Genomic DNA, 26,230 nt, shown 5'->3' with positions numbered 1-26,230 from the left:
GACGCTTACCGGCCGGTAGCCTGCTGGCAGTCCGTCAACGAGGAGGAGTGGCGTGGGAGAGTTCGTAACCCTCGAGGTGAAGGACGGGGTCGGCACGATCCGGCTCGACCGGCCGCCGGTCAACGCCCTGAACGCCCAGGTCACCGCCGAGCTCGCCGAGCTGGCGAAGGAGGCCACCGAGCGCGACGACGTCCGCGCGGTCATCCTCTACGGCGGCGAGAAGACCTTCGCGGGCGGCGCGGACATCAAGGAGATGGCCACTCGCACCTACCCGGAGATCGCCAAGTTCGGCGCGAACCTGACCGGCACCCTCGCGGCCATCGCGAACATCCCGAAGCCGGTCGTCGCCGCGATCACCGGGTACGCCCTCGGCGGCGGCCTCGAGCTGGCCCTGACCGCGGACTGGCGCGTCGCCGGCGACAACGTCAAGGTCGGCCAGCCCGAGATCCAGCTCGGTGTCATCCCCGGCGCGGGCGGCACTCAGCGTCTCGCCCGCCTGATCGGGCCGAGCAAGACCAAGGACATCGTCTACACCGGACGGTTCGTCAAGGCCGAAGAGGCCCTCCGGCTGGGGATCGTCGACCAGGTCGTCGCCCCGGACGACGTCTACGCGGCCGCGCACAGGTGGGCCGCGCAGTTCGCGAACGGCCCGGCCGTGGCGCTGCGCGCGGCGAAGGCGGCCATCGACGGCGGCCTCGACATGGACCTGCCGAACGCTCTCAAGCTCGAATCGCACCTGTTCGCCGCCCTCTGGGCGACCCAAGACCAGCAGAACGGCATGAAGTCGTTCATCGAAAACGGGCCCGGCAAGGCCACTTTCGAAGGGAAATGACGCCTTGACCGACGTGAACGACCCGGCGCCGAACCCGCACGCCACCGCCGAAGAGGTCCAGGCGGCCTACGCCGACCCGAAGCTGGCGAACGTGCTCTACCACGACTGGGAAGCCGGCACCTACGACGAGAAGTGGTCGATCTCGTACGACGAGCGCTGCATCTCCTACGCCACCGACGTGTTCAACGCCGTCGCGGGCGAGGACGGCCAGCCCTACCAGCACGCGATGGAGCTGGGCAGCGGCACCGGCTTCTTCCTGCTGAACCTGATGCAGGGCGGCGTCGCCAAGAAGGGCTCGGTCACCGACCTCTCGCCCGGCATGGTCCAGGTCGCGCTGCGCAACGCCGAGAAGCTCGGCCTCGACGTCGACGGCCGGGTCGCCGACGCCGAGCGCATCCCCTACGACGACAACACGTTCGACCTGGTGGTCGGGCACGCGGTGCTGCACCACATCCCGGACGTCCAGGCGGCGTTCCGCGAGGTGCTGCGCGTGCTCAAGCCGGGCGGCCGGTTCGTCTTCGCCGGCGAGCCGACCAAGGTCGGCGACTTCTACGCCCGCAAGCTCGGCCAGTTCACCTGGTTCCTGACGACGCGGGTGACGAAGCTGCCCGCGCTGCGCGGCTGGCGCCGTCCGCAGTCCGAACTGGACGAGTCGTCGCGCGCCGCCGCGCTGGAGGCCGTGGTCGACATCCACACCTTCGACCCGTCGGAGCTGGAGTCGTGGGCGCGCGGCGCCGGCGCCCAGGACGTCCGCGCGGTCACCGAGGAGTTCGCCGCCGCCCTCGCCGGCTGGCCGATCCGGACGTTCGAGGCCGCGGTGCCGTCGGAGAAGCTCACCGTGCGCTGGCGGCTGTTCGCCTACCACCTGTGGCTGCGGCTGTCCGCCGTGGACAAGAAGGTGCTGTCGAAGATCCTGCCGCGGGAGCTGTTCTACAACGTGATGATCACCGGGACCAAGCGGCCGTCCTGAGTTGGGTTATTCGTTCAGCCTCGGCGACGTCGCCTACCTGCGTTCCGGCGCGGGGGTGGCGGCGCTCGCCGAGGTTTCGGCGCTGCCGCTGACCGACCCGATCGCGGCGGTGGCGGCCGTCCGCCGTCTCGTCGGCGAGGAGCGCGCGGCCGCCGTCCTGGAAACCGTGCTGCTGCGGCGGAAAGCCGTCGGCAAACTGTCCGGTGTGGACTGGCTGTTCACCTCCGACGCGCTCCAGCAGGCGAGCGCGTCGGTCGTGGCGCGGCACCGGGCTCTGCGGCTGGCCGGTCTCGACGTCCACGACGTCACGTGCTCGGTGGGAGCGGACCTCGTCGAAATCGCCCGGGTGGCGCGGCGCGCGCTCGGGTCCGATGTGGACTCGGTGCGGCTGGAGATGGCCCGCCACAACGGATCCGCCGCGGGGGTCGCGTTCGGCCTCGTCCGTGCCGACGCGCTGCGCCCGGTGAGCCGCTCCGGGGTCGTCGTCGCCGATCCGGCGCGGCGCGACTCCGCCGGGCGCCGGGCGTGGAAACCCGCCGACTTCGCCCCGCCGCTGGACGGCCTGGTCGAGGCCTACCCGGGACGTCCGCTGGCGATCAAGTGCGCGCCCGGCCTCGACTTCACGCTCACGCCGTGGGCGGAGGAGGTCGAACTGGTGTCCCTGGACGGCCAGGTGCGCGAGTCCTGCCTCTGGCGCGGCCTGAGTACGGGTGTCACCCGCCGGGCGACCGTGCTGCGCTCGGACGGGACACAATGGACGGTCACCGATGCCGAACCGGACGAACTGCCCGCGCGCGAGCCGGGGGAGTGGATCGTCGACCCCGACGGCGCCGTCGTCCGCGCCGGGCTGGTCCGCCACTACGCGGCGCGGCACGGGTTGTGGCAGCTGGACGAACGCATCGCTTACCTGACCGGTGACACGCCGCCGCCGGGCGTGCGGGCCTTCCGTGTCCTGGAGCAGGGGGCGTACAGCGAGAAGACGCTGAAGGCGGTGCTCAAGCGGCACGACGTCGGGCGGCTGGAAATCCTGGTCCGCGGACTCGACGTCGACCCGGACGCGTTGCGACGCCGACTGAAGCCGCGCGGGGAAGCGGAAGCTTCGGTGGTTTTGACGCGGATCGGCCGCGCGCCGGTGGCTTTTGTGTGCCGGGCCGAGCGAGTGACGTAGGTTCCCCCGGTCGCCAAGTTCCACTGGAGGATTCGCCGTGTCCGGAAAATGGTCAAACGTCGTAAAGCTCGCCGCCGCCGCGGCCATCGGCGCCACCGTCGCCTCGGGAGCCACCGCGCTGGCCGGCTCGGACGAATCGACCGCCGCGCGCTCGAAGGAGCCGGCCAACATCGGCCAGGTCAAGCTGGACGTCAAGGCGTACTACGGCGACTACGTCGATGCCGCCGGCAAGCACCACTACTCCGACACCAGCCGGTTCGTGAAGGACACCGACCGGGTCGTCTCGGACGCGAAGCGCTTCCTGCAGCAGTCGCTGGGCCGGGTGAAGAACCCGGCAATCGTGCTCGACGTCGACGACACCTCCGAGGTCACCTACGGCTGGGAGGCCGACAACGACTTCGGCTTCGACCCGGTCAAGCAGCAGCAGGCCATCGACAACGGCACGTTCGTCGCCAACAAGCCGGTGCTGGAGCTGGCCAACTGGGCGGCGCAGCGCGGCGTCGAGGTCTACTTCCTGACCGGCCGCAACGAGTTCCAGGGCCCGCAGTCGCTGAAGAACCTGGCCAACGAGGGTTTCCCGGCCCCGGCGGGTGCGTTCTTCAAGCCGAAGACGACCGCGCCGGACTACCTGCCGTGCGGGCTGACCTGCACCACCGTCCAGTACAAGTCGGGGACGCGGGCGCACATCGAGGCGACCGGCGCGAAGATCGTCCTCAACCTCGGCGACCAGTTCAGCGACCTCGAAGGCGGCCACGCGCTGCGCCCGGTCAAGCTGCCGAACCCGATGTACTACCTGCCCTGATCGCGGAATAACCGGCGGGCCCAGTGTGCTGCTCCCAATACACGGAACACCCAGGGAGCTGACATGGCGAAGAAGGTTCTGCAGCCGGGCCCGGACCACCCGATCACCGTCGAGCCGACGAAGGCCCGCGTGGTGGTCAAGGCGGGCGGGCGCGTCGTCGCGGACAGCCGCAACGCGTTCACCCTGCAGGAATCCACTTACCCGGCGGTCCAGTACATCCCGCTGGCGGACGTCGACGCGGGCGTGCTGGAGCGGACCGACCACGAGACGTACTGCCCGTACAAGGGTGAGGCGAGCTACTACTCGCTCAAGGCGGGCGACGTGCAGGCCGAGAACGCGGTCTGGACGTACGAGAAGCCCTACGATGCGGTCGCGCCGATCAAGGACCACGTCGCGTTCTACCCGAACGTCGTGGATTCGATCGAGCTGGTCGAGGACTGAGCTGGACCTCGACCTGCTGCGCACGTTCCTGGCCGTCCACCGGGCCGGCTCGCTGACCGGCGCGGCACCGTCACTGGGCCTGTCCCAGCCGACGGTGAACGCGCAGGTCAGAGCCCTGGAGGAGCAGCTCGGTCGGCAACTGTTCGTCCGCCGCGCGCGCGGTGTCACCCCGACGTCGGCGGCCGACGAACTGGCCGCCCGGATCGCCCCGCACGTCGACGCCCTGGCTTCGGTGACCGTCGGGGAGGCCGACCCCTTCGCCACGCCGGTGCACCTGGCCGGACCCGCCGAGCTGACGACCGAGCGGGTCCTGCCCGCACTGGCGGACCTGGTCGCCCGCGGCCTTCGGCTGCGGGTCACCTTCGGCTTGGCCGACGACCTCCTGGCCGGCCTCGCGCAGCGGCGCTTCGACCTGGTGGTCTCGACGATCCGCCCGCGCGGCCGCGCCTTCACGGCGACTCCGCTGACCGACGAGGAGTTCGTCCTGGTCGGCCCTCGCGGCTTCACCGGCGACCTCCGGACGGCGCCGCTGGTGGCCTACGCCGAGGACCTGCCGATCATCCGCCGCTACTGGCGTTCGGTGCTGGGCGCGCGTCCGGCGGCGATCCCGGCGGTCGTCGTCCCGGACCTGCGCGGCGTCCTGGCCTGCGTGCGGGCGGGCTTCGGCGTCAGCGTGCTGCCGCGGTACCTCTGCGCGGCCGAGCTGGCGTCGGGGGACCTGGTCGCGCTGCTGGAGCCGGAGGAGCCGCCGATCAACACGCTCTTCGCGGTCACCCGGACCGAGCCCTGCCGGGCGGGGCCCGCGGCGGTGCGGGACGCACTGCGCGCGGACGCCGCCCGGTGGTGACTCAGCCGGTGTAGCCGGCGAAGATCTTCGCGAACTCGTACTTCGACTGCGGCACGTTGGTGCACTTGTACAGCGCGCCGGTGCACGCGTTGGCGTCCCGGCCCTGCTCCCAGAACGACAGCATGCCCAGGTGGACCGTCTTCGCGAACGCCACCAGCGCCTTCGCGTCCTTCTGGTAGAAGATCTCGTTCTGCGAGTCGTTGACGCCGATCATCGGGGTGACGCCGACCTTCTTCCACGCTGCCGCGTCGCTCAGCCCGTACAGCGACTTGAGCTGGGCCTGGGTCGCCTTGGCCGCCGAGATGGCCTTCGCGCCCTGGTCGCCGGCGCCCTGGTAGTAGTCCATCGCCATGATGTTGACCAGGTCCAGGTTCACCCCGGCGTTCTTGGCGGCCTTGACGACGTTGAGGCCGTCCGCGGTGAGGCCGTTGGGCAGCACCGGCAGGGTCAGCGAAATCTTCAGCCCGGGGTTGTTGTCCTGGAGGGTCTTCAGGGCCTGGGAGCGGCGGGCGATCGACGTCGGATCCGCGACGGCCGCGCCTTCGATGTCGAAGTCGGCGTACTTGAGGCCGTAGGCCTTGACGACGGCGTCGTACTCGGCCGCGACCTGCGCGGCCGTGCTGCAGGCCTGGGCCAGTTCGATGCCGGACGCGCCGCCGAAGGAGATCTTGACGTCGCCGCCCGCGGTGCGGATCTTGGCGATCTCCTCCTTCTGCCACGCCGTGCGCGGGTCGTAGGCGCCGAACCAGCTGGCCTTGCAGCCGTAGGAGTTGACGAACGCGAGCGTGAAGCCCTTGACGCCGCTCGCGGCCGACATCGCCGACAGGCTGGGTGTCGGCCACGCCCCCATGTCGACATAGGGACCGACCGGGATCGGCGAGCCGGCCGCGGCGCCGGCCGGGGTGGCGACCGCGGAGCTCAGCAGGGCGGCGCCGGCCAGGGCGGTCAGCAGGGACTTCAGGCGCATGGGAAACCTCCACGGCTGGAAGCGCGGCGGCGGAAAGTTGTCCCCATTGGTATAGACCATTTGCTGTGGTGTGGACCATCGGCTGATCGGGCTACCCCGGTCACGCTGCGCGACGCCGTCCCCGGCCGAGCCACCATTCGGCGGCCAGCAGCGGGAGCACCCAGCCGGTCCACGTCGTGATCCCGGCGATCGCCTGGCCCAGGGCGGCTTCGCTGCCGCCGAAGGTCGTGTCCAGCTGCGGCGTGAGCACGATGGCCCAGACCACGCCCCAGATCCGGTTGCTGATGATCGACATGCAGAGCGCGAAGCTGCGGATCATCCAGCGGCGGTGCTCGCCGAACCGGCGTGCGCGCGCCATCCGGTAACCCTGCACGGTGCAGCCGAACCAGAGCGCCGCGAGCAGCACGTTCGATACGGCCCCGACCGGCCCGAACGGCGCCGCGAGCGCGATCACGAACCCGGCGATCGACGCCGGGATCGCGCCGGCGAAGACGTAGACGCGCCCGGTGCGGCGGTGCACCGCCGGGTGCTTCTGCCGCAGCCACGGCCAGATCTGCAGCGCACAGGTCACCATGGCGACGGTCGCGAACCCGATGTGCGTGACCAGCACCGGGTAGTACCAGGCGGTCGGGGCCGGGATCCGCGACCGCGCGGGGTCGAGCCCGAGGTAGGGCGGCAGCGAAAAGACCAGGAACGCGGTGACCAGCAGGCCCAGCGGGAACACCCACGGGCGGCGCACCCACGGCTTCGGGCGGCGGACTTCGGTCGTCGTCATGCTTCCCCTTCGTACGGTGTATTTGCACCGTATTCAGCGGTCTTCAAGCCGGGCAATCTTCGGCGCCGACATTGGGGGAGTACCCTGAAAGTGTTCTAGGTCCTGTCGGCAACTGTTCTAGTACGGAGTTCCGTGACCGAGGCGCCCTACCTCCGGATCGCGGCGGAGCTGCGCCGCCGGATCACCGCGGGCGAGCTGCGGCCGGGTGAGCGCGTCCCGTCGACCCGGGCCCTGGTCCGCGAGTGGGGGGTCGCGATGGCGACGGCGGCGAAGGCGTTGTCCGCGCTGGGCGAGCAGGGCTGGGTGCGCGCGGTCCCGGGCAGCGGCACGGTCGTCGCCGACCGGACGCCGGTCAAGCCGCCGCTGGGCCGGGACGCGCTGGTGCGTGCGGCCATCGACCTGGCCGACGCCGAAGGATTGGCGGCGCTGTCGATGCGGCGGCTGGCGGCCGGGCTGGGCGTCGGCCCGATGGCGTTGTACCGGCACGTGCCGGACAAGGAGGAGCTGCTCCGGCTGATGGCCGACGTCGCTCTCGGGGAGGCGGAGCTGCCGGAGCCGGGCCCGGCGTCGTGGCGGCCGCGGCTCGAACTCGCCGCCCGCGCGCAGTGGCGCGCGTACCGCCGTCACCCGTGGCTGGCCCCGATCCTGCTCAACTCCCTGGTGCGCCCGCCGGTCCTGGCGGCGGGCCTGCGCCTGGTCGACTGGTCGCTGCGAGCGCTGGCCGGAACCGGCTTGAAGCGGCGGGTGAAGCTGCAGGTGATCATGACGCTCAACGGCTGGGTCGGCGGCCTGGCCGTGAGCAACGCGTTCGAGATCCAGGCGGAGCAGGACACGGGCATCACGGGCGACCAGCGCCTGGAAGCGGACATGGCGCTCCTGACGCGGTTCCTCGACTCGGGCCGGTTCCCGACGCTGACCGAGGTGATGACCGGCGTCGAGGACGTCGGCCTCGACGAGGCGTTCGAGTTCGGCTTGCGGCGCCAGCTCGACGGGATCGCCGTGCTGCTGGGCGAACACTAGACTGGCGGCGGTGCTGATCACGACGGAGAGGCTCACGCTGCACGCGTGGTCCGAAGAGTTCTTCGACGGCTTGTTCGCGCTGGCCCAGCTGCCCGAGACGGTCCGCTACGTGGGGACGGGCGAGCCGTGGAGCCACGAGTACACGCTGGCCAAACACCGCGCGACGTTGGCGCACTGGGCCTCGCACGGCTTCGGCTGGTTCGCGGTCTCGGCGTCCCCCGGATCGTTCGACGGAGTGGTGTCGCTGGTGCGCCGCGACGCAACGGAGTCGGGGCTCGGCCTGCCGGCGGTGGAGATGGGCTGGTGGATAGCGCCGTCGGGCTGGGGCCGCGGGTATGCGACGGAAGCGACTGCGGCGGTGCGGGACAGGGCGTTCGAGGCGGGCTGGGCGGATCGGCTGCTGGCGGTGTACGAGCCGGTGAACAAGCCCTCGGCCCGGGTGGTCGAAAAGCTGGGGTTTTCGGTGCACAGCAAGTTCGTGCTCGACGGACGGGTGGAGCAGCGGGCGGTCCTGGACCGCCCGCGCTGAGCCCGTCAGACGGCCGCCGGCACTGGTCCCACCCACCGGTGCACCGCTTCCGCCAGCCCGGCATCGCCCTCGCCGGGGGTGCCCACCCAGGCGACGTGCCCGTCCGGCCGCAGCAGCAGCGCCTCGATGTCCGAAGTGGACGGACTTGCCGCAGCGACCACCTCCACCGCGGCTGACCAGGCCGCGAGCGACCCCGTCAGGTCCAGCAGCACCGGCCGCCCGGCGTGCAGCAACGCCGCCAACTGCGTGTCCACTCCCGAAACCCGCAGCGGGACGTCCGGAGCCAGCCGCCCCAGCCACAGGTGCCCGCCCGGCTCGTAGCACGCGTCCAGCCCCGTGATGATCTCCGCCAGCGCGCGGTTCCCCGCCGGGTGCACGGCCACGCGCCGCAGCAAGTCCGCCCACGGCTCCTCGCCGGCTTCCTCCAAGGCCACCTGTGCCTGTGTGTTCGCGAGGATCCGCTCGCCCGCCGCGTGCCGCTCGGCGTGGTAGGTGTCCAGCAGGCCCTCCGGTGCGGTCCCGTGCACCGTCGCGGCCAGCTTCCAGCCGAGGTTGAACGCGTCGTCGAGCGCGACGTTCACGCCGATCGCCCCGGCCGGCGGGTGGATGTGGGCCGCGTCGCCCGCCAGGAGCACCCGGCCTTCGCGGTACTGCGACGCCAGGCGGGCCGCGTCGCCGAACCGGCTCAGCCAGCGGGGTGCGCTCAGCTCGACGTGCCGGCCGAGGACCGCGTCCACCTGCGCCTGCAACCGCTCCAGCGTCACCGGCGTGTCCTTGTCCGACGGTGGGTCGTCCTCCCGGACCACGATCCGGACGTACCCCGGCCGCGGGATCACGAACACGCTCCGCCCGTCCGGGCCCACCGAAGGACCGTACGGCAGGTCGCATTCGACGTCGCCGAGCAGCGCGTACCAGCGGGCGTCCACGCCGGGGAAGCCGATGCCCGCCTGCTTGCGCACCGTGCTGCGGCCGCCGTCGCAGCCGACGAGGAAGCGCGCGTGGATCGTCCGGCCGAAGCGTCCATTGTGGACCACCGTGGCGACGCCGTCCGCGGACTGGGTGAACGAGCGCACGTCGTGGCCGCGCAGGATTTCGGCGCCCAGTTCGAGGGCCCGGGCCTCCAGGACCTCTTCGACGCGCGTCTGCGGGATGCCCAGCGAGAACGGGTGGTCGGTCGCCGTGCCGTCGAGCAGCAGCGGCCCGGGCAGGCCGGTGGCCGGCGCGTGCGGCACCCGGTGTCCCTCGGCCACCAGGCTTTCGGCGAGGCCGCGGCGGTGCAGCAGGTCCAGCGCCCGCGCGTTCAGGTTGAAGCCGCGGCAGTACGGCGGCCGCTCCGGCCGGCGTTCGACGATCGTGGTGCGGACGCCGGCCAGCGCCAGTTCCGCGGCGAGCAGCAGGCCGGCCGGACCGGCGCCGGCGATGAGGACATCGGGATCGGACACGGTTTTCCCCTCAGAAGTTCTCGGGCCACGGCAGCGAGCCGGACCGGATTTCGGCCGCCGTGCGGCGGGCCCAGTCGAGCTCGGCCTGCCAGGCGTGCCGGACGAACTCGACCTCGATCATGAACAGCCGCGGTGCGCCCTTGCCGACCGTTTCGGCCAGCGCGGTCTCCGCGCCTTCGATGCGTTCGGCGAGGTGGCGGGCGCGTTCCTCCAGCGCGTCGGCGGCGCGCTCCGGGCCCAGCGCGCCGAGGTAGCTCACCGCCGCGACGAACTTCGGGTACTCCGCGACCGGCTCGCGGACCAGCTCGTCGAGCCAGGCGATGAACTCCTGGCGCCCGAGTTCCGTGTGCGCGTAGACGGTCCGCTCCGGCCGGTTGCCCTCCCGGACCGTCTCGACGGGCTCGATCCAGCGGTGCTTCGCCAGCGACTCCACGGTGTCGTAGAGCGAACCCGGGTTGATCTTGAACGTCGAGCCCTTGTAGCGCTCGCGCAGCGTGGACGCCATTTCGTACGGGTGCATCGGGCGTTCCAGCAGCAGGCCGAGCAGGGCCAGCGCGAGGGTGTTGCGAATCTTGCGTGGCACTAGTCGCTCCCTATTAGTCGGAACCGACTATACGGCTGTCGTCAAGTCAGGTTGCCGACGCAGGTGCGCAGGAGGTCGGCCAGGTAGCGCCGCTGGTCGGCCGACAGGTCGCCGAGCATCTGGAGTTCGACCTGCGTGATGAGGTCTTCGGCGGCCGCGAGCTGGGTGCGCCCTTGCGGGGTCAGCGTCACCGGGCGGGCCCGGCCGGTGCTCGCCTGCTCGGCGACGGTGACCAGACCGGCCGACCGCAGGCCACCCAGGACGTCCCGCAGTGACTGCCGGGTGACGAAGGTGATCCGGGCGAGCTCCGCCGACGACGCGCCGGGGTGGTCGTCGAGCGCGCGCAGCACGGCGTACTGCGACATCGACAGGCCCAGCGGGCGCAGCCGGTCGGTGCAGGCCTGGTGCAGGGCCTGCTGGGCGCGTTTGAGCAGGTAGCCGGGCCGGTCGCCGGTCGAGGGTTCGCTCATGACAGGAACCTTACGCGTCTGTAAGGACCCTGACACGGTGGCTAGAAGCGCGTGTGGTCCAGCCAGTGGTGGAACAGCGCCGCGTCACCCGACACGGTGAGCCGCGGGTCGTCCGCGGCGATGCGCCGGGTCAGCGCGAGCAGCAGGTCGGCCGCGCGGCCCTCGACGACGACGTCGGCCTCGGTTCCCTCGGCCACTTCCACCCCTGCAGGCGTCCGCCGGACGAGCCAGCCGAGGTGGGGCTCGGTGGAGCGGAACAGCAGCGTCTCGCCGGTGCCCTGCAGCGACGTCCGGTCCAGCGCCGGGTGCGGCTGACGTGCGAAGACGGCCACGAGTCCCAGGCCCTCGGAGATGCCGTCCGCGGCGAGGTCGGCGTCGACGTCGTACGGCCTGCCTGTCGCGAAGGCGGCGTCCGCGCGGTGGACGACCGTCTCGTGGGTCAGCCGCCGCGTCCAGAACCCGGCGCGCCGATCGGGGGTCCACGTCGACGTCGGGGTCTCGGCACCGACCTCGGCCACGGCGGCGACCAGCCGTTCCGCGCCGTCGTGCAGCCAGCCGCCGAGGGCCTCGAACGTCGGCGGGTCGTCGATCGTGACGGCCTCGAACGGCACGTAACCCGTGGGCCGGCTCGCGATGATGGCGGCGGACTTGTGGTAGGCGACCCCGACGTGGCAGGCCAGGTCCCGCAGTGTCCACTCCGGACACGTCGGGACCCGCGTGTCGGGTGCGGCGTCCGCGATCGCCGTCCCGAACCGGTCCGCTTCGGCGACGAGGGCGCCGGCCAGCCGGTCGTGGCTCAAGGTTTGCACCCCGCCACGGTAGACCGGGCGACGGCGGCCGCGGGGTCATGATCGGCTGCCCCGAAGACGACCTCCCCGGACCTGGACAGCCGCCTCGGCGCGGGTCAAGATCCGTAGGGTGGCGGGGTGACTGGGGAATTGAAACGCGCCCGGCTCGGGGTTTCCGTCGTGTTCGCGGTGTGCGGCGCCGCGTTCGCGACCTGGCTGGCCCGGGTGCCCGCGGTGCAGGGACGGCTCGGGCTGAGCACCGGCGAGCTGGCGACCGGCCTGTTCGGCCTCGCCGCCGGATCGGTGCTCGCGCTGCTGGGCGCGGGCGCACTGCTCACCCGGATCGGCAGCCGCGCGGCCGTCGTGCTCGGCGCGGTGGTGCTGTGCGCGGGACTGCCGCTGGTCGCGCTCGCGTGGTCGGCGCCGGTGTTCTTCGCCGCGCTCGTCGTGCTGGGCGTGGGCAACAGCCTGCTCGACGTCGCGATGAACGCCCACGCGGCCCGCGTCGAGGAGGGGTACGGCCGCCCGATCTTCGCGGGCTTCCACGCTTTCTGGAACATCGGCGGCCTGGCGGGTTCGGGCGTCGACGCGCTGATGGAGGCCCTGCACGTCCCGGTGACGGTGCACTTCCCGGTCGCCGGCGCGGTGTTGCTCGCGCTCGCGCTGTGGGCGGCCCGCACCCGGTTCCTCGCCGGCGCCGACCGCGGCCAGGGCGACGCGGCCTTCGCGTGGCCGAGCCGGGCACTGGTGCCGCTGGGCGTGATCGCGTTCTGCGGGTTCGTCGCCGAAGGGGCGGTCAACAGCTGGAGCGCGGTGTACCTGGCCGACGTCACCGGCGCAACGCCCGCGCTCGCCTCCCTCGGCTATTTCGCGTTCTCGGGAACGATGATCGCGGTCCGGCTGATCGCCGACCGCGTGGTGGCACGCACGGGCCCGGTCCGCTTCGTCCGCGTGGCGGCCGCGATCGCGGTGCTGGGCTTCGCCGTGGTCCTCGCGGCGCCGTGGCCGATCGCGGTGGTGTCCGGCTTCGCGGTCGTCGGGCTCGGCGTGGCCGGAATCGTGCCGATCGCGTGGAGCGTGGCGAGCCGCAAGCAGGCGGACGCGCCGGCCCGGGCGGTCGCCGCCGTCGCGGCCTGCGGGTACGTGGGCTTCCTGGTGGAGCCGGCCCTGGTGGGCGCACTTGCGACGAGTGTCGGCCTGCACTGGGCCCTGTCGTCGGCGGTCGCGGTCACCTTGGGGATCGTCTTCCTGGCGCCTTCGCTGCGGGAACCGACGTTCACGCGGGCCGGTCCGGCCTAGGCTCGCGAGGTGGAAAGGCCCTCTCGATCGACCGGGTACGGGGGCCGCCCGCCACGGACGGTCGGATCACCGTCCGGGCGTTGGGCTTGCTGACGGGCGGCGACGAGCGCAAGGAGTACTCGCCACCGCCCGCGCGCCGAAGGGTAAACGTGCTGGTCATCCCGCTGTCGGCACCCTTGGTCGTTTTGAGGACAACGTCGCCGCCGTCTCACACCGGCCGATCCGGACCCTCTCGACGCCGCCCACGAGGCCTCACCGCAGCGGTGAGCCGAACCAGCGGGCGAGGTGGTCGTCCAGGTCCCGTTGGTCGTCGCCGATCCAGGCGATGTGACCGTCGGGACGCAGCAGGACGCCCGGAACGTCGAGGGCCGCGGTGGGGTCCGCGAGGTGGTCGACCCGGTCTGCCCAGCCGCCGGCGGTGAGACGTTCGGTGCGGTCCAGCAGCAGCCCGCGGCCGCCGCGCAGCCGGTCGTAGAGGCGGCCCTGCTTGACGTCGATGTCGCGCAGCCGCCGGCCGAGGAGGTAGGGGCCCTCGCCGAAGTCGTAGCGGATGTCGATCGCGGCGATCTTCCCGATCAGGTGGCGGTTGACCACGTCGAAGTCCATCAGCTCGGCGAGCAGCCGGCGCACGGCCTGCGGCCCCGCTCCGGGGGAGGTCAGTTCCATCTGGGCCCGCGTGTTGTCGAGGACCGCCTCGGCGACCGGCTGCCGTTCGGTCTGGTAGGTGTCCAGCAGCGGCTCCGGCGCCCAGCCGCGGACCCGCGCGGCCAGTTTCCAGCCGAGGTTGAAGGCGTCCTGGATGCCGAGGTTCAGGCCCTGCCCGCCGGTGGGCGGGTGGATGTGCGCGGCGTCGCCGGCCAGCAGCACCCGCCCGGCCCGGTACCGCTCGGCGAGCCGGGTGGCGTCGCCGAATCGCGACAACCAGCGCGGGGAGTGCACCCCGAAGTCGGTGCCGGCGACGGCCCGGAGCTGTTGCCGGAAATCGTCCAGGGTGGGTTTCGCCGCCCGATCGGCCACGCCCGCGGCGGGGACGACGACGCTGTAGACGCCTTCGCCGAAGGGCCGGAGCCAGAACCGCTTGTGGATCTCGCCGACCTCGGCCACCTTGGCGGCGATCTCCGCCGGCGGCGCGCTCACCGCCATTTCGCCCATCAGCGTCTCGGTCCGCGAAGGCTCGCCGGGGAAGCCGATGCCGCTCAGCTTGCGCACCGTGCTGCGCCCGCCGTCACAGCCGACGAGGTAGCGCGCCCGGAGCCGTTCGCCGTCGGCGAGCTCGACGGTCACGCCGTCGTCGTCTTGCCGGAAATCGACCACGGCCGCGCCGTGCCGGACCTCGGCGCCGAGGTCGATCGCGTGTTCTTCGAGAATCCGAACGATCACCGGCTGCGGGATGCCCAGCAGATAGGCGTGCGCCGAGTCGAGGTCCTGCGGCGCGGGCTTCGGGATGGCGGCGAAGAACCCGCCGGCCGGCCGCTGCCGCCCGTGTTCGAGGAGGCGGTCCAGCAGGCCGCGCATGGCCATCAGTTCGAGACTGCGGACGTGCAGCCCGACGATGCGGACGAACGACGCGGGTTCGGTGTCTTGTTCCAGGACGAGGACGCGCACGTCGTGCAGCCGCAGTTCGGCGGCCAGCGTCGCGCCGGTCGGCCCGCAGCCGGCGATGATCACGTCGAACGGAGGGGGCAAAGAGTCCATGGTGGTGCCTTTCGGGAGTGCCTCGGTCCGGCGCTCCCGGCGACACCTACGTCAATCGCCCGGCCGTGACTGGAGGGGGAGCACCCACATCGATCCAGCGTTCATGGGTCTCACCTCCTCGGGCGGTGTCACGGTCCCCGGCAAGCTACAAGCCCGGCCGTCACCCCGTCCAATCCTTTTGTCGCCTGCGCGACCACGCCCTGGTCAGGCCGTCGGCCGGCCCGCCCCCGCGTAGTCGTCGCCGTCCCGGCGGTAGGAGTGGACCTGGACCGCCTGGCCGGTCTGCGGCGCGTCGATCATCTGCTGGTTGCCGATATAGAGACCGACGTGGTGGATCTTCGTCGCCGGCTCGCCGTAGAAGATGAGGTCGCCCAGCTGCGGGTCGGTCACGTGCGGCACGCTGCGGAACTGAGTGTCGGCCGTGCGCATCAGCTTGATCCCCGCGCTCCCGTACGCCGCCGTCGTCAGGCCCGAGCAGTCGAAGCCCGGGTCGCTGCCGCCGGTGCCGTTGCCGCCCCAGATGTACGGGAGGCCGATCTTGTCGATCGCGAAGTTGACCGCGCTCAGCACCGCCGGGTTCGGCGGCGTCGTGCCCTGGCCGACCGTGCCGTAGACGTTGACCGTGGCCAGTGTCCGGTGCAGGAACAGCGGCGCCGCCTGCAGCGTGCTGACCGAGTTCCACCACGTCTGGCCCTGGGACAGGTCGTGGCCGTCGGCGCACAGCGCGCGGCCCGTGGTCAACGCCGCGTCGTCGATATTTTGGACATCGGGTTTCCCGCCGGACGCGCTCGCCTGGTATTTGCCCCAGACGGCCGGGGCGAGCTGCATCGGCCCGGCGGCGTTCGCCGTCGAGACGACCTTGTTGTAGAAGTCGCGCACCTCGATCGTGCCGAGCGGCTTGTCCAGGACGCCGGTGGTGCCGAACTGCCCACCCTGGACCCGGCCGTGGTCCGTGGTCACTTTTCCGACCGCGGCCAGCGTGACCCAGGAAAGGTGACACCCGGGGAGGTCCTTGCTCAGCTTCGTCGTCGCCTTCGCGTAGCCGACCATCGCGCGCAGCGGGACGTCGAGCCACTGGCTGGTCTTGGACGCCCAGGCGTCGAACTCGCTCGCTTCGGGCACCTTCGGCGGCGTCGAGGTCTGCGGGGGCGTGGTCGCCGGCGGCTTGGACGTCGTCGGCTTGGCGGACGTCGCCGACGCCGTCGCGGCGGCGTTCGTGGTCTCCTGCTGCTGCGGCGCGAGCAGGATGCCGGCCACCAGGGCGCCCGCGACGACGACCGCCGCCGCGATCACGACCACGGGCTTCCGCCGGCGAGGCCGGGGCGCGTCTTCCTCGGTCTCGGTGTCGGCCGGGACGACCTCGGGTTCCTCGTCGCTCACCGGGCCGCTCCCGTGAGCCGGTCGAGGACGAAGCCGCGCAGGCCGTCGAGGTCGGTGTCCATCGCGACCTCGATCGGGCGGCCGGGGGAGAACTGCGGATCGTCTTCGCCGAGCCGTCGCCGATCGACCAGGGTCTGGCCGCGTGCCGGCCCGAGGCCGCAGTCGACGTCGACCCGGTAGGTCTCGGTGTGCAGGATGCCCGGCGAAATCGCCTCGGCGACCGCGACGGCGTCGTGCATGACCATCCGGTCCTCGCCGAACACGCGCGTGTAGTGCTGCCGGTAGGTCGACGTCAGCCCTTCGAGGGTGGCGCCGACCGACCCCGACGACGCGAGCTTCGCCAGCCATTCGCCGTCGACGGCGCAGCGGTGCGTGAGGTCCAACGGGACCAGCACGACCGGGACGTCCTCCTCGACCAGCACCCGCCGGGCCGCCTCCGGGTCGCTCCAGATGTTGAACTCGGCGGCGGTCGTGCTGTTGCCGAACGTCACACCACCACCCATGATCACCAGCCGCGCGATCTTCGCCGCCGCGCCCGGGTGCGCCGCGAGCAGCGCGGCGATGTTCGTCAGCGGCCCGATCGGGGCGATGGTCACCGGCCCGTCGGCGGCTTCGAGCAGGTCGAGCATCAGCCGGACGGCGTCGCGCTCCTCCAGCGGACGGCTCGCCTCGGGCAGCGTGTAGGAGTGGCCCGACAGGCCGTCGCCGCCGTGGACCTCTTTCGCGTCACGCGGCTTGGAGTGGACGAGCGGCCGCGCCGCCCCGGCGGCCACGGGCACGTCGTCGCGGCCGAACAGCGCCAGCAGCCGGCGCGCGTTCGACGTCGTGCGGTCGAGGGGGACGTTGCCGAAAACCGACGTCACACCGAGGAGGTCGACGTCCGGGGACAGCGCCGCCAGCGCGATCGCCAGCGCGTCGTCGACGCCGGGGTCGGTGTCGATGATCAGCTTCGTGCCCATCCAGCTCCCCTTGCCTGCGAACCCGTCCCGCACACAGGTTACGGTCACGGGCATGACGTCGATGTGGGGTGCGCCCGCGCTGTCGCGGGTGCGGGCCTGGCGCCGTGCCCGGCAGGACCCGCGGCAGGCGAAGTTCCTGACCGCCGACTCGCTGCGCTGGGTGCTGCGCAACCGCGCCTACACGCCGTGGTACCTGGTCCGGTACTACCGGCTGCTCAAGTTCCGGCTCGCCAACCCGCACATCATCCTGCGGGGGATGCTCTTCCTCGGGAAGGACGTCGAGATCCACTGCCGCCCGGGCTACGGGCGCCTGGAGATCGGCCGCTGGGTCCACATCGGCGACGGCAACGCCATCCGCTGCCACGAGGGCTCGCTGCGGATCGGCGACAAGTCCGTGTTCGGCCGCCAGAACGTGATCAACTGCTACCTCGACATCGAGCTCGGCGCGGCCACGCTGGTCGCCGACTGGGTGTACATCTGTGATTTCGATCACGTCATTTCGGACATCCACGTGCCGATCAAGGACCAGGGCATCGTGAAATCCCCGGTCCGGATCGGCCCGGACACCTGGCTCGGCACGAAGGTCAGCGTCCTGAAGGGCACCCGCATCGGCCGCGGCAGCGTGCTCGGCGCGCACGCGGTCGTCCGTGGTGACATTCCGGACTACTCGATCGCGGTCGGCGCGCCGGCCCGCGTGGTCCGTAACCGAGAAGACGACTACGCGGCCGACGCCGCCCGTCGCGAGGCCGTCGCGGACATGGCCCGGAAGGCGAACAAGGCCCTGCAGAAGACCCTCGGCGAGCAGTAGGACCTCTCGCGCCGCGTGGTCGTTTCGGCGACAACGCGGCGCCGCGGGTGGACCTCGTTCTTCGGGAACTGCCTCGCCGCTTCCGCCGGGCCGCGCCAGTGCGTCGAGGGCGGCGACGCGTGTCCGCGCGGCTGACCTGCGGTTTTCCGAGTGGTCGAAAATCGGCCACGCGCGTTCCCGGCCGTTCGGCGGCGATCTTCGGCTGATCGGCCGATCTCCGCCACCCCGGACCCCCGGTTGCCTGGGCGCATGTCGATCACCCGGTTCGCCGTCCCGTTGCTCGCCGCCGCGGCGCTGCTGCCCGCCGTCCCCGCGGTCGCCACCGCGGACCAGCTCTCCTGGCGGCTCTGCGCCGAGGTCGCGAACGGCTGGGACCCCGACGACCACCGCACCGAATGCACGCTGGTCCCGGTCCCGGTCGACTACGCCGACCCCGGTGGTCAGAAAATCGACATCGCCGTCAGCCGGATCCGGGCGACCGGGACGCGGACCGGCGCGGTGCTCCTCAACCCCGGCGGTCCCGGCCAGTCCGGCCTCACCATGCCCCGCAGCATCGCCGACAGCCGCGCCGGCGGCCTCGGCGTCCACCACGACCTCGTCGGGTTCGACCCGCGCGGCGTTGGCTACAGCGCCGACCTGCCCTGCCCGGTCGAGTTTCCCGAGCCGGACCCGGGCGCCGTCGACAAGGAGAAGGCCCGCGAAGCCGCCGAACGCGCCGCCGCCGTCAAACGCCAATGCGTCGACGCTCACCCGGCCTTCGTCCGAAATCTGACCACGCCGACGATCGCCCGCGACCTGGACCGCATCCGCGTCGCACTCGGTGAGGACAAGATCGGCTACTACGGCGTCTCGTGGGGGACCGCGCTCGGCGCGCAGTACCGGTCGCTCTTCGACGACCACGTCGACCGGATGTTGCTCGACTCCGTCATGCCGCCGGACCTGGACGTCACCGCGATGGACGACGGCCAGGCGGCCGCGGGCGAGAACACCTTCCACGACTTCTCGGCGTGGATCGCCAGGTACGACGCCATTTACCGATTCGGGACCACGGAGCCCGCCGTCGCGAAAGCGCTGCTCGGCCTGCGGGTCCGGCACGGCGCGACCGTCAACGACCTGCTCGCCGGCCCCCGGCGTGACTGGGCCCGCTCGGCGAAGCAGCTCGCCGCCATCCGCGACGGCGGCCGGCCCGTCGTCGAAAAAACGACAACCGGCGGCCTGGGCTGGGACGGCGAGCCGTACGCGTTCAACCACTTCCAGCAGACGGCGCTGCTCTGCAACGAGTCACCGAGCCCCCGCGACTTCGAGACCGTCTGGCAGCACCGCCTCGACCGGATGAAACGCTTCCCGGTCGCCGGCGGCTACGGCTTCTACGAACAGCTCTGCATCGGCTGGCCCCTGGCCGCCCGGTCGTGGATGTTCGAAAAAGGGACAAGCCCGCTGCAGCTCGCCGGCCACGTCTATGAGCCGATCACCCCGATCGGCTGGGCACTCGCGATGCAGCAGCGGATCGGGGGCGCGCTCATGACCATCGAGGACGACGTCCACGGCTCGCTGTCGTCGCTGCCCTGCGCCGACGCCGTGGTCACTTTCTTCGACACGGGCACGACGACGTCGGCGTCGTGCCCGGGGGCGCCGGTCCCGGCGCCGTGAGTCAGACGCGGGCCCGCAGCTGGTCGCGGACCTCCATCAGTGCGAAGCCGAGCAGGTTCAGCCCGCGCCAATAGTCCGGCTTGGTCGCGTTCTTCTCCTCGCGCGCGAGGCCGGTGCCCCAGACGAGGTCCTTCTTGGACGCCTCGACGAGCACCGCGTCCCCGGTCCCCAGCAGGAACCGGCGCAGGTCGCGGTGTTGCCGGAATTTGGCCAGGTTGCCGTCGACGACGATGTCGAACCGGTGCCGCTCCCAGGTGGCGGCGTCGAACCCGGCGACCTCGCGGCCGAGCACCTTCGCCGTCTTCGGGTCGGGCGTCGACCGGATCAGCTCGGCCTTCTCGACATCGCCGAACAACAGCGCCTTGCCGGCCATCATGTAGTGCTCGGCGGTCGGGTAGACGATGCCGTCGGCCTCGAACGGGTCGGCCCACCACTGGCTCAGGCAGCTCGCCGTGACCCGCCCGGACTTCGAGGGCGTGTGCCCGTAGAACAGCAGGTACTCGGGCTCCGCACCCTCGTGGACTTTTTCGCGCAACGCCTCGACACTGCGGACACCGTCGACCTTCACCATCCGCCTAGTGGACCACGTCCTCAGAGCAGGAAGTGGAACAGGGGGCTGCCCGGCTCGATCCGCTCCACCTGCAGCGGGCTCGCGTCCATCCGGGCCAGCAGCCCGGGCAGGTCGGCCGCCCGGGCGATCTCGATGCCGACCAGCGCCGGACCCATCTCGCGGTTGGTCCGCTTGACGTACTCGAAACGAGTGATGTCGTCTTCGGGCCCGAGGACCTGCTCGAGGAACCGCCGCAGCGCGCCCGGCTCCTGCGGGAACCCGACGAGGAAGTAGTGCTTCAGCCCCTCGTGCATCAGCGAGCGTTCGAGGATCTCGCTGTAGCGGCTGACGTCGTTGTTGCCGCCGGAGACCAGGCAGACGACGGTCTGACCGGGCTCGACCTCGACCACTGTGCCGAGCGACGCCGCGGCGAGCGCGCCGGCGGGTTCGGCGATGATCCCGTCCGACTGGTACATCGCGAGCATCTCGGTGCACACCGCGCCCTCGGCGACCGCGGCCAGCTCGGCGCCGGTCTCGCGGATCAGGGGGTAGGTGACCCCGCCGGCCTCGCGGACGGCGGCGCCGTCGACGAACGAGTCGAGCTCCGGCAGCCGCACCGGCTGCCCGGCTTCGAGGGCCGCGGCCATGCAGGCCGCGCCCGCGGGTTCGACGCCGACGATCCGGACGTCGGGGTGCCGCTCGCGCAGCCAGCTGCCGACCCCGGCGAGCAGCCCACCGCCGCCGACCGGCACGACCACGACGTCGGGGACAAAACCGAGCTGCTCCACGACCTCGAGCGCGACCGTGCCCTGACCGGCGACCGTGCGGACGTCGTCGAACGCGGGCACCAGGGTCGCGCCCGTGCGCTGCGCGTCCTCGTTGGCCGCGGCGAAGGCGTCTTCGTACGTTTCTCCGACAACGATGACCTCGATGTGCGCGCCGCCGAGCGTCGCGATGCGCTCTCGCTTCTGCCGCGGCGTGGTCCCGGGGACGTACACGCGGCCGTTGGCGCCGAGCCGGCGGCACGCGTACGCGACGCCCTGTGCGTGGTTGCCGGCGCTGGCGCAGACGACGCCTCTCGCACGGACGTCCTCGTCGAGCTGGACGATGAAGTTGTACGCGCCGCGGATCTTGTACGACCGGACGGTCTGCAGGTCCTCGCGCTTCACCCAGACCTGCGCGTCCACCCGGGACGACAGCCGGGCGCTCGGCTCCAGGGGCGTCCGGGTCACCACCCCGGCCAGCCGCTCGGCGGCCTTTTCGATGGTCGCCGCGGTCACCGTGTCGATGTCGTGCACCCCGGTGAATCTACGACTCGGGCGTCCCGGGCAACCGGCCGGGCCTCCGGGCGCATCAAAGGGGTGTCGAACGAGATGGGGGTCGCCGATGGACGCCGGATTCACCGAGTACGTGACCGCGCGGGCGGGATGGCTGCGCAAGGTCGCGTACTTGCTCTGCGGCGACTGGCACCGGGCCGACGACCTGGTCCAGTCGGCGGTCACCCGGCTCTACGCGAACTGGCCGCGGGCCGCCCGCGCCGACAACGTCGACGGCTACGTGCGCCGCACGCTGGTCAACACGTTCCTCGCCGAACAGCGCACGTCGTGGTGGCGGCGGGTGGATTTGCGCGAAAACGACCAGGACCCGCCCGTGCCCGGCGCGGACGTCGAACTGGCCCTCGACCTGCGGGCGGCCCTGGAACGGCTGCCGGCCCGCCAGCGGGCGACCGTCGTCCTGCGCTACTTCTGCGACCTTCCGGTCGCGGAGACCGCGCGGGCGCTGGGCTGCTCCGAAGGCACCGTCAAGAGCCAGACCGCGAAGGCCGTGAACGCGCTGCGCGAGCTGCTGGGCGAACCGATCCGGGAGGGACGAGCATGACCGACCACGAGCTGGCCACCAAGCTGAAGGAACTGGCCGAGACGCCCGCTCCGCCGCCGCGGATCGACCTCGACCGCGCGCGCCGGGTCGGCGGACGCCGTCGTCGCCTGCGGACCACCGCGCTGGTCCTCGGCTGTGCCGCGTTCGTGACGGCGGGCGGCGTGACGGCGGTGTCGCTGTTCCGGCCGGTCCCGCCGCCGGCGACCACGCCGGTGGCCACCGCACCCTCGCCCACGTCCGTCACGCCGGCGCCCACCGACAACCCGATGGTGGCGAAGGCGAGCTTCGGCTGGGTGCCCGAGCAGATCAAAGGCATCGAGTACGCCGTGGGCGAGCACGGCGACACCGTGCTGGCCGTCGGCCAGGGCGAGCTGGCGCCGATGATCTGGTTGTCGGTTTACGACCAGGACCCACCCCTCCCGCACAACCTCGGCGGGCAGCCGACCCGGATCCCGGTCCGGATCGGCGACCGCGACGGCTACTGGCTCACCACCGACCCGGCCGATCCGCTGAACCACGGGAGCGCCTACCTGCAGTGGCAGGCCCCGGACGGCCGGTGGGCCCGGCTGAACGCGTACTACCTCGCGGTCCCGGACCTGCAGCAGGTGCTGACGCGGGTCGCCGGTGATGTCAGGTTCGGCACCCGGGCGGTGCCCCTGCCGCTGCACATCACCGGCCTGCCGGGGACGTTCCACCTCAGCGACGGTTACCTGCGGCGCCGCGCCGACCAGGACGGCGTCCCGTGGCGGCTGGTGCTGCAGTACACATCGGACGGCGCACTGGTCACCATCAACGTCTCGCCGCCCGGCGGCCCCACCGACGGCCTCGGCGAACCGCAGTGCGTGACGAAGAACGGGTTGAAGGCCTGCGTTTCGTTCGACCAGCCGAAGATTAGCGGCATCACCGCGAAGGAACTCCTGAACCGGATCACCGTGCTCGGCCCGGACGAGGCGAAGTGGACCACGCACGTGATCGGGTGATCAGCGCGGCGGCGTCTGCGTGTGCTCGGTCCAGCGGGTCCCGTCCCACCAGCGCAGGACGCCGGGGGCGCCCGGGTGGGCGTACCAGCCGGGCGGCGGCCCCTGGCGCGCGGACGGCTGGGCGGTCACCGGCGCGGGGTAGGCGTTGCCACGGCTCTCGCCGCCGCGATCGTGGAGGCTCAGCTTGTGCCCGCACGCCCGGCAGTTCGGGGTGAAGGCCTGCACGACCGCGACCCCGCCCGCCGTCGCGACGTTCGCCCCGAGCTTGCCCTGCCGGCGCCCGAATTCGGCGACGGCCGAGTTGGTGCAGCGCTTGCAGTTGGTGCAGCCCGTCCGGACCCGTTCGGCCATGGCGACCCCCTGCCGGGGACGTCGCCGCTGCCCGGTGGCTCGTTACCGGGTGCTCATCCCTTGGGCACTGCCGGGTACGGGACGAAGGTGCTGGTGTTCTCGTCCACGGTGAGCTGCTTGCCGATCGTCGGGAACGCGCGCTGCGAGCACGCCGGGCGTTCGCAGACTTTGCACCCCATCCCGATCGGCGTCGCGGCGGCGGGTTCGTCCAGGTCGAGACCGGTCGAATAGATCAGCCGCCCGGCGTGGCGCAGTTCGCAGCCCAGCCCGACCGTGAACGTCTTGCCCGGGCTGCCGTAGCCGCCGATGTTGCGCGACACCGTGCGCGCGATCCAGAAGTAGCTCTTCCCGTCGGGCAGGGTGGCGATCTGGGTGAGGATCTTGCCCGGCTGGGTGAAGGCCTCGTAGATGTTCCACAGCGGGCACGCCCCGCCGACCCGGGAGAAGTGGAACCCGGCCGCCGACTGCCGCTTCGACATGTTCCCGGCCCGGTCCACCCGCACGAACGAGAACGGCACCCCGCGCTGCTTGGGCCGTTGCAGCGTGGACAGCCGGTGGCAGACCGTCTCGAACCCGACGCCGTAGTGGTCGCAGAGCCGCTCGATGTCGTAGCGGAACCGTTCGGCCGCGGCCAGGAACGGCCCGTAGGGCAGGATCAGCGCCCCGGCGAAGTAGTTCGCCAGGCCGACGCGGGCGAGCGAACGGGCCGCCGGACCGGAGAACGCCCACGAATCGGCCAGTTCGGTGATGAGGTCGTCGTACTCGAGCAGGGCGATCTGCGAAGCCATCCGGAACGCCTGCTGCCCGACCCGCAGGCTCGGCGCCAGCCGCAGCACCCGCGTCACCGGCTCGTAGCGGTGCTGCTGGCCGGCGGCTTCGTCGATGCCCTCGCTGGTCACCTCGACGCCGTAGCGCTGGGAAAGCCGTTCCTTCAGCGCGCCCAGCACCTGTCCGCGCAGCAGCGGGATGTCCGCCGCCATCTTCTCGGCGCGTTCGTCCAATTCCGCGACATAGTTCTCGCGCTCGTAGAAGAAGTCGCGGACCTCCTCGTGCGGCAGCGGCGCGGCGGCGCTCCCGTGCAGGCCCAGCCCGTTTTCCGTGGTCAGCGCGGCGGTGCTCTCGACGGCGTTGCGGTAGCTGCGGTGCAGCTTGACCAGCGCCTGGGCGATCGCCGGGAGGTTCGTGGCCAGATCGTTGAGCTCGCTGGTCGTGACGTCGATGCCGAGGACCTCGTCGAGCAGCGCTTCCTTGACGTCGGCGACCAGCCGGGACGTGTCGTTGTTGGCGAAGAACTCGGTGTCGACGCCGAACGCCTGCGTGATCCGCAGCAGCACCGGCACGGTCAGCGGGCGCGAGTTGTGCTCGATCTGGTTGAGGTAACTGGGTGAGATCTCCAGCACACGGGCGAGGTCGGCCTGGCTCATCGAGCGGCTTTCGCGGAGGTGCCGCAACCGGGCGCCGGCGAAAGTCTTCTCCATCCGAGGCCTCCTTTCCGGAAGGTTTCCGGCCCTGAACGGTTACGTGAACGGTCAAGAACGCGGATTTTCGATCACTTGCGAACCGGCCGATTCGCAACCTTTGCAAAGAGCGTACGTACCCTTCGCACAAATTGGCAAATTGGACGACTGGACCGAGTTTTCGCTGGCGTGTCAGGGTCAGGCCAAGCAAGGCGAGCAATCGCAAACTTCGCAACACCGGGAGAGTCCGATGACGGAACAGGCCAAGCAGGCGGCCGCGGAGCTGGCCGCGCAGTGGGCGAACGACCCCCGCTGGGCGGGCGTGCAGCGCTCCTACTCGGCTGAGGACGTCGTCAAGCTGCGTGGCAGCGTCGTCGAGGAGCACACCCTGGCCCGCCGCGGCGCGGAGAAGCTGTGGGACCTGCTGCACACCGAGGACTACATCCACGCACTGGGCGCGCTCACCGGCAACCAGGCCGTCCAGCAGGTCCGCGCGGGCCTGCAGGCCATCTACCTGTCCGGCTGGCAGGTCGCGGCCGACGCCAACCTGGCGAGCCAGACCTACCCCGACCAGAGCCTGTACCCGGCCAACTCGGTGCCGGCCGTGGTCCGCCGGATCAACAACGCGCTGGGCCGCGCCGACCAGATCAGCTGGGCCGAGGGCAACACCGACATCGACTGGTACGCCCCGATCGTCGCCGACGCCGAGGCCGGCTTCGGTGGCCCGCTCAACGCGTTCGAGCTGATGAAGGGCATGATCGCGGCCGGCGCCGCGGGCGTGCACTGGGAGGACCAGCTCGCGTCCGAGAAGAAGTGCGGTCACCTCGGCGGCAAGGTCCTCATCCCGACCAAGCAGCACGAGCGCACGCTGAACGCCGCCCGCCTCGCCGCGGACGTGCTCAACGTGCCGTCGCTGATCGTCGCCCGCACCGACGCCCAGGCCGCGACCCTGCTGACCAGCGACGTCGACGAGCGCGACCAGCAGTTCCTCACCGGCGGCCGCACCGCCGAGGGCTTCTACGAGGTCCGCAACGGCATCGAGCCCTGCATCGAGCGCGGCCTGGCCTACGCCCAGTACGCCGACCTGCTGTGGATGGAGACCTCCGAACCGGACCTCGAGGTGGCGCGCAAGTACGCCGAGGCGATCAAGGCGAAGTTCCCGGACCAGATGCTGGCCTACAACTGCTCGCCGTCGTTCAACTGGAAGAAGCACCTGGACGACGCGACGATCGCGAAGTTCCAGCGCGAGCTCGGCCACATGGGCTACAAGTTCCAGTTCATCACGCTGGCCGGTTTCCACGCGCTGAACTACTCGATGTTCGACTTGGCGCACGGCTACGCCCGCGAGGGCATGACCGCCTACGTCGACCTGCAGGAGCGCGAGTTCGCTTCGGAGAGCCGCGGCTACACCGCGACCAAGCACCAGCGCGAGGTCGGCACCGGCTACTTCGACCAGGTCGCCACCGCGCTGAACCCGGAGAGCTCGACCACCGCGCTCAAGGGCTCCACCGAAGAAGCCCAGTTCCACTGATCCCGGCCGCGGCCTGACGACGGCAACCCCCACCGTCGTCAGGCCGCGACCTTCCCCC

Annotated in this window: 27 protein-coding genes; 14 read left to right on the top strand and 13 right to left on the bottom strand. The window is 71.5% G+C overall.

The window, feature by feature from the left end; translation table 11 throughout:
• Positions 1 to 52: 52 nt before the first annotated feature.
• The 6 genes from H5965_RS33345 (at position 53) to H5965_RS33320 (ending at position 5,060) form a co-directional block, all read left to right on the top strand.
• Complete coding sequence (locus tag H5965_RS33345; RefSeq protein ID WP_310974743.1) at positions 53 to 832, top strand: enoyl-CoA hydratase-related protein; 780 nt, start codon at positions 53 to 55, stop codon at positions 830 to 832.
• 4 nt (positions 833 to 836) lie between these two features.
• Positions 837 to 1,802, top strand: coding sequence for a class I SAM-dependent methyltransferase (locus H5965_RS33340; RefSeq protein WP_091306148.1), 966 nt, complete (start codon positions 837 to 839; stop codon positions 1,800 to 1,802).
• 1 nt (position 1,803) lies between these two features.
• Complete coding sequence (locus H5965_RS33335) at positions 1,804 to 2,970, top strand: THUMP-like domain-containing protein (RefSeq protein ID WP_310974742.1); 1,167 nt, start codon at positions 1,804 to 1,806, stop codon at positions 2,968 to 2,970.
• 37 nt (positions 2,971 to 3,007) lie between these two features.
• Positions 3,008 to 3,772, top strand: a complete 765-nt coding sequence (locus H5965_RS33330) for an HAD family acid phosphatase (RefSeq protein ID WP_310974741.1) — start codon at positions 3,008 to 3,010, stop codon at positions 3,770 to 3,772.
• A gap of 63 nt (positions 3,773 to 3,835) precedes the next feature.
• Positions 3,836 to 4,213 carry a DUF427 domain-containing protein gene (locus H5965_RS33325; RefSeq protein WP_310974740.1) on the top strand — a complete coding sequence of 126 codons (378 nt, stop codon included), beginning with the start codon at positions 3,836 to 3,838 and terminating at the stop codon, positions 4,211 to 4,213.
• Complete coding sequence (locus H5965_RS33320; RefSeq protein ID WP_310974739.1) at positions 4,137 to 5,060, top strand: LysR family transcriptional regulator; 924 nt, start codon at positions 4,137 to 4,139, stop codon at positions 5,058 to 5,060. Before H5965_RS33325 ends, H5965_RS33320 begins: the two co-directional genes overlap by 77 nt.
• Before the next feature lies 1 nt (position 5,061).
• On the opposite strand, the gene H5965_RS33315 is transcribed toward H5965_RS33320, so the two are convergent.
• Complete coding sequence (locus H5965_RS33315) at positions 5,062 to 6,027, bottom strand: chitinase (RefSeq protein ID WP_310974738.1); 966 nt, start codon at positions 6,025 to 6,027, stop codon at positions 5,062 to 5,064.
• A gap of 100 nt (positions 6,028 to 6,127) precedes the next feature.
• Positions 6,128 to 6,802, bottom strand: a complete 675-nt coding sequence (locus H5965_RS33310) for a DUF2306 domain-containing protein (RefSeq protein WP_310974737.1) — start codon at positions 6,800 to 6,802, stop codon at positions 6,128 to 6,130.
• Between the two features lie 132 nt (positions 6,803 to 6,934).
• Here H5965_RS33310 and H5965_RS33305 point away from each other — a divergent pair, with 132 nt between their 5' ends.
• Together H5965_RS33305 and H5965_RS33300 are read left to right on the top strand one after the other, a co-directional pair.
• Positions 6,935 to 7,822, top strand: a complete 888-nt coding sequence (locus H5965_RS33305) for a TetR/AcrR family transcriptional regulator C-terminal domain-containing protein (protein ID WP_310974736.1) — start codon at positions 6,935 to 6,937, stop codon at positions 7,820 to 7,822.
• A 10-nt stretch (positions 7,823 to 7,832) separates the two neighbouring features.
• Positions 7,833 to 8,351, top strand: a complete 519-nt coding sequence (locus H5965_RS33300) for a GNAT family N-acetyltransferase (RefSeq protein WP_310974735.1) — start codon at positions 7,833 to 7,835, stop codon at positions 8,349 to 8,351.
• A gap of 5 nt (positions 8,352 to 8,356) precedes the next feature.
• On the opposite strand, the gene H5965_RS33295 is transcribed toward H5965_RS33300, so the two are convergent.
• From H5965_RS33295 to H5965_RS33280, 4 genes are read right to left on the bottom strand one after another with little or no spacing between them, the layout of a single operon-like run.
• Positions 8,357 to 9,793 carry an FAD-dependent monooxygenase gene (locus H5965_RS33295; RefSeq protein WP_310974734.1) on the bottom strand — a complete coding sequence of 479 codons (1,437 nt, stop codon included), beginning with the start codon at positions 9,791 to 9,793 and terminating at the stop codon, positions 8,357 to 8,359.
• A gap of 10 nt (positions 9,794 to 9,803) precedes the next feature.
• Positions 9,804 to 10,376, bottom strand: a complete 573-nt coding sequence (locus tag H5965_RS33290; protein ID WP_310974733.1) for a PadR family transcriptional regulator — start codon at positions 10,374 to 10,376, stop codon at positions 9,804 to 9,806.
• A gap of 41 nt (positions 10,377 to 10,417) precedes the next feature.
• Positions 10,418 to 10,846 (bottom strand): MarR family transcriptional regulator, encoded by a 429-nt coding sequence (locus H5965_RS33285; protein WP_310974732.1) that lies wholly within the window; start codon positions 10,844 to 10,846, stop codon positions 10,418 to 10,420.
• A gap of 41 nt (positions 10,847 to 10,887) precedes the next feature.
• Positions 10,888 to 11,655 (bottom strand): maleylpyruvate isomerase family mycothiol-dependent enzyme, encoded by a 768-nt coding sequence (locus H5965_RS33280; RefSeq protein ID WP_310974731.1) that lies wholly within the window; start codon positions 11,653 to 11,655, stop codon positions 10,888 to 10,890.
• 117 nt (positions 11,656 to 11,772) lie between these two features.
• Here H5965_RS33280 and H5965_RS33275 point away from each other — a divergent pair, with 117 nt between their 5' ends.
• On the top strand, positions 11,773 to 12,933 hold the full coding sequence (locus H5965_RS33275; protein ID WP_310974730.1) for an MFS transporter: 1,161 nt from the start codon (positions 11,773 to 11,775) through the stop codon (positions 12,931 to 12,933).
• A gap of 252 nt (positions 12,934 to 13,185) precedes the next feature.
• Here the strand turns inward: H5965_RS33275 and rox are convergent, their stop codons facing one another.
• The 3 genes from rox to H5965_RS33260 all read right to left on the bottom strand — a co-directional run bounded on the left by rox (position 13,186) and on the right by H5965_RS33260 (position 16,967).
• Positions 13,186 to 14,628: a rifampin monooxygenase gene (gene rox / locus H5965_RS33270; protein ID WP_310974729.1), complete on the bottom strand. Its 1,443-nt coding sequence runs from the start codon at positions 14,626 to 14,628 to the stop codon at positions 13,186 to 13,188.
• Between the two features lie 204 nt (positions 14,629 to 14,832).
• Entirely contained in the window at positions 14,833 to 15,927 is a 1,095-nt protein-coding gene (locus H5965_RS33265) for a C40 family peptidase (protein WP_310974773.1), read from the bottom strand.
• A 77-nt stretch (positions 15,928 to 16,004) separates the two neighbouring features.
• Positions 16,005 to 16,967 carry a nucleoside hydrolase gene (locus tag H5965_RS33260; RefSeq protein ID WP_310974728.1) on the bottom strand — a complete coding sequence of 321 codons (963 nt, stop codon included), beginning with the start codon at positions 16,965 to 16,967 and terminating at the stop codon, positions 16,005 to 16,007.
• 52 nt (positions 16,968 to 17,019) lie between these two features.
• Between H5965_RS33260 and H5965_RS33255 the strand changes: the two genes are divergently transcribed.
• Both H5965_RS33255 and H5965_RS33250 read left to right on the top strand, forming a co-directional pair.
• Positions 17,020 to 17,775 (top strand): acyltransferase, encoded by a 756-nt coding sequence (locus H5965_RS33255; protein WP_003058890.1) that lies wholly within the window; start codon positions 17,020 to 17,022, stop codon positions 17,773 to 17,775.
• Positions 17,776 to 18,024: 249 nt separating this feature from the next.
• A complete protein-coding gene (locus tag H5965_RS33250; protein WP_310974727.1) occupies positions 18,025 to 19,425 on the top strand; it encodes an alpha/beta fold hydrolase in 1,401 nt (466 codons plus the stop codon).
• Between the two features lies 1 nt (position 19,426).
• Here the strand turns inward: H5965_RS33250 and H5965_RS33245 are convergent, their stop codons facing one another.
• Entirely contained in the window at positions 19,427 to 19,996 is a 570-nt protein-coding gene (locus tag H5965_RS33245) for an NADAR family protein (RefSeq protein ID WP_310974726.1), read from the bottom strand.
• A 20-nt stretch (positions 19,997 to 20,016) separates the two neighbouring features.
• Positions 20,017 to 21,273 (bottom strand): threonine ammonia-lyase IlvA, encoded by a 1,257-nt coding sequence (gene ilvA, locus H5965_RS33240; RefSeq protein WP_310974725.1) that lies wholly within the window; start codon positions 21,271 to 21,273, stop codon positions 20,017 to 20,019.
• Positions 21,274 to 21,361: 88 nt separating this feature from the next.
• Here ilvA and H5965_RS33235 point away from each other — a divergent pair, with 88 nt between their 5' ends.
• On the top strand, positions 21,362 to 21,853 hold the full coding sequence (locus H5965_RS33235) for a SigE family RNA polymerase sigma factor (protein WP_310974724.1): 492 nt from the start codon (positions 21,362 to 21,364) through the stop codon (positions 21,851 to 21,853).
• Positions 21,850 to 22,833, top strand: coding sequence for a hypothetical protein (locus tag H5965_RS33230; RefSeq protein WP_310974723.1), 984 nt, complete (start codon positions 21,850 to 21,852; stop codon positions 22,831 to 22,833). The genes H5965_RS33235 and H5965_RS33230 overlap by 4 nt, the downstream gene beginning before the upstream one ends.
• Here H5965_RS33230 and H5965_RS33225 read toward each other — a convergent pair whose 3' ends face one another.
• On the bottom strand, positions 22,834 to 23,184 hold the full coding sequence (locus tag H5965_RS33225) for a DUF2510 domain-containing protein (RefSeq protein WP_310974722.1): 351 nt from the start codon (positions 23,182 to 23,184) through the stop codon (positions 22,834 to 22,836).
• Between the two features lie 53 nt (positions 23,185 to 23,237).
• Complete coding sequence (locus H5965_RS33220; RefSeq protein WP_310974721.1) at positions 23,238 to 24,662, bottom strand: short-chain fatty acyl-CoA regulator family protein; 1,425 nt, start codon at positions 24,660 to 24,662, stop codon at positions 23,238 to 23,240.
• Between the two features lie 229 nt (positions 24,663 to 24,891).
• Between H5965_RS33220 and aceA the strand changes: the two genes are divergently transcribed.
• On the top strand, positions 24,892 to 26,172 hold the full coding sequence (aceA, locus tag H5965_RS33215) for an isocitrate lyase (protein WP_310974720.1): 1,281 nt from the start codon (positions 24,892 to 24,894) through the stop codon (positions 26,170 to 26,172).
• The last annotated feature ends 58 nt before the right edge of the window (positions 26,173 to 26,230 follow it).

The organism is Amycolatopsis sp. 505, from assembly GCF_031625235.1.
Classification (GTDB): Bacteria; Actinomycetota; Actinomycetes; order Mycobacteriales; family Pseudonocardiaceae; genus Amycolatopsis.
The sequence above is the reverse complement of the archived record's forward strand: the minus strand, read 5'-3'. Positions and strand labels throughout refer to the sequence as shown.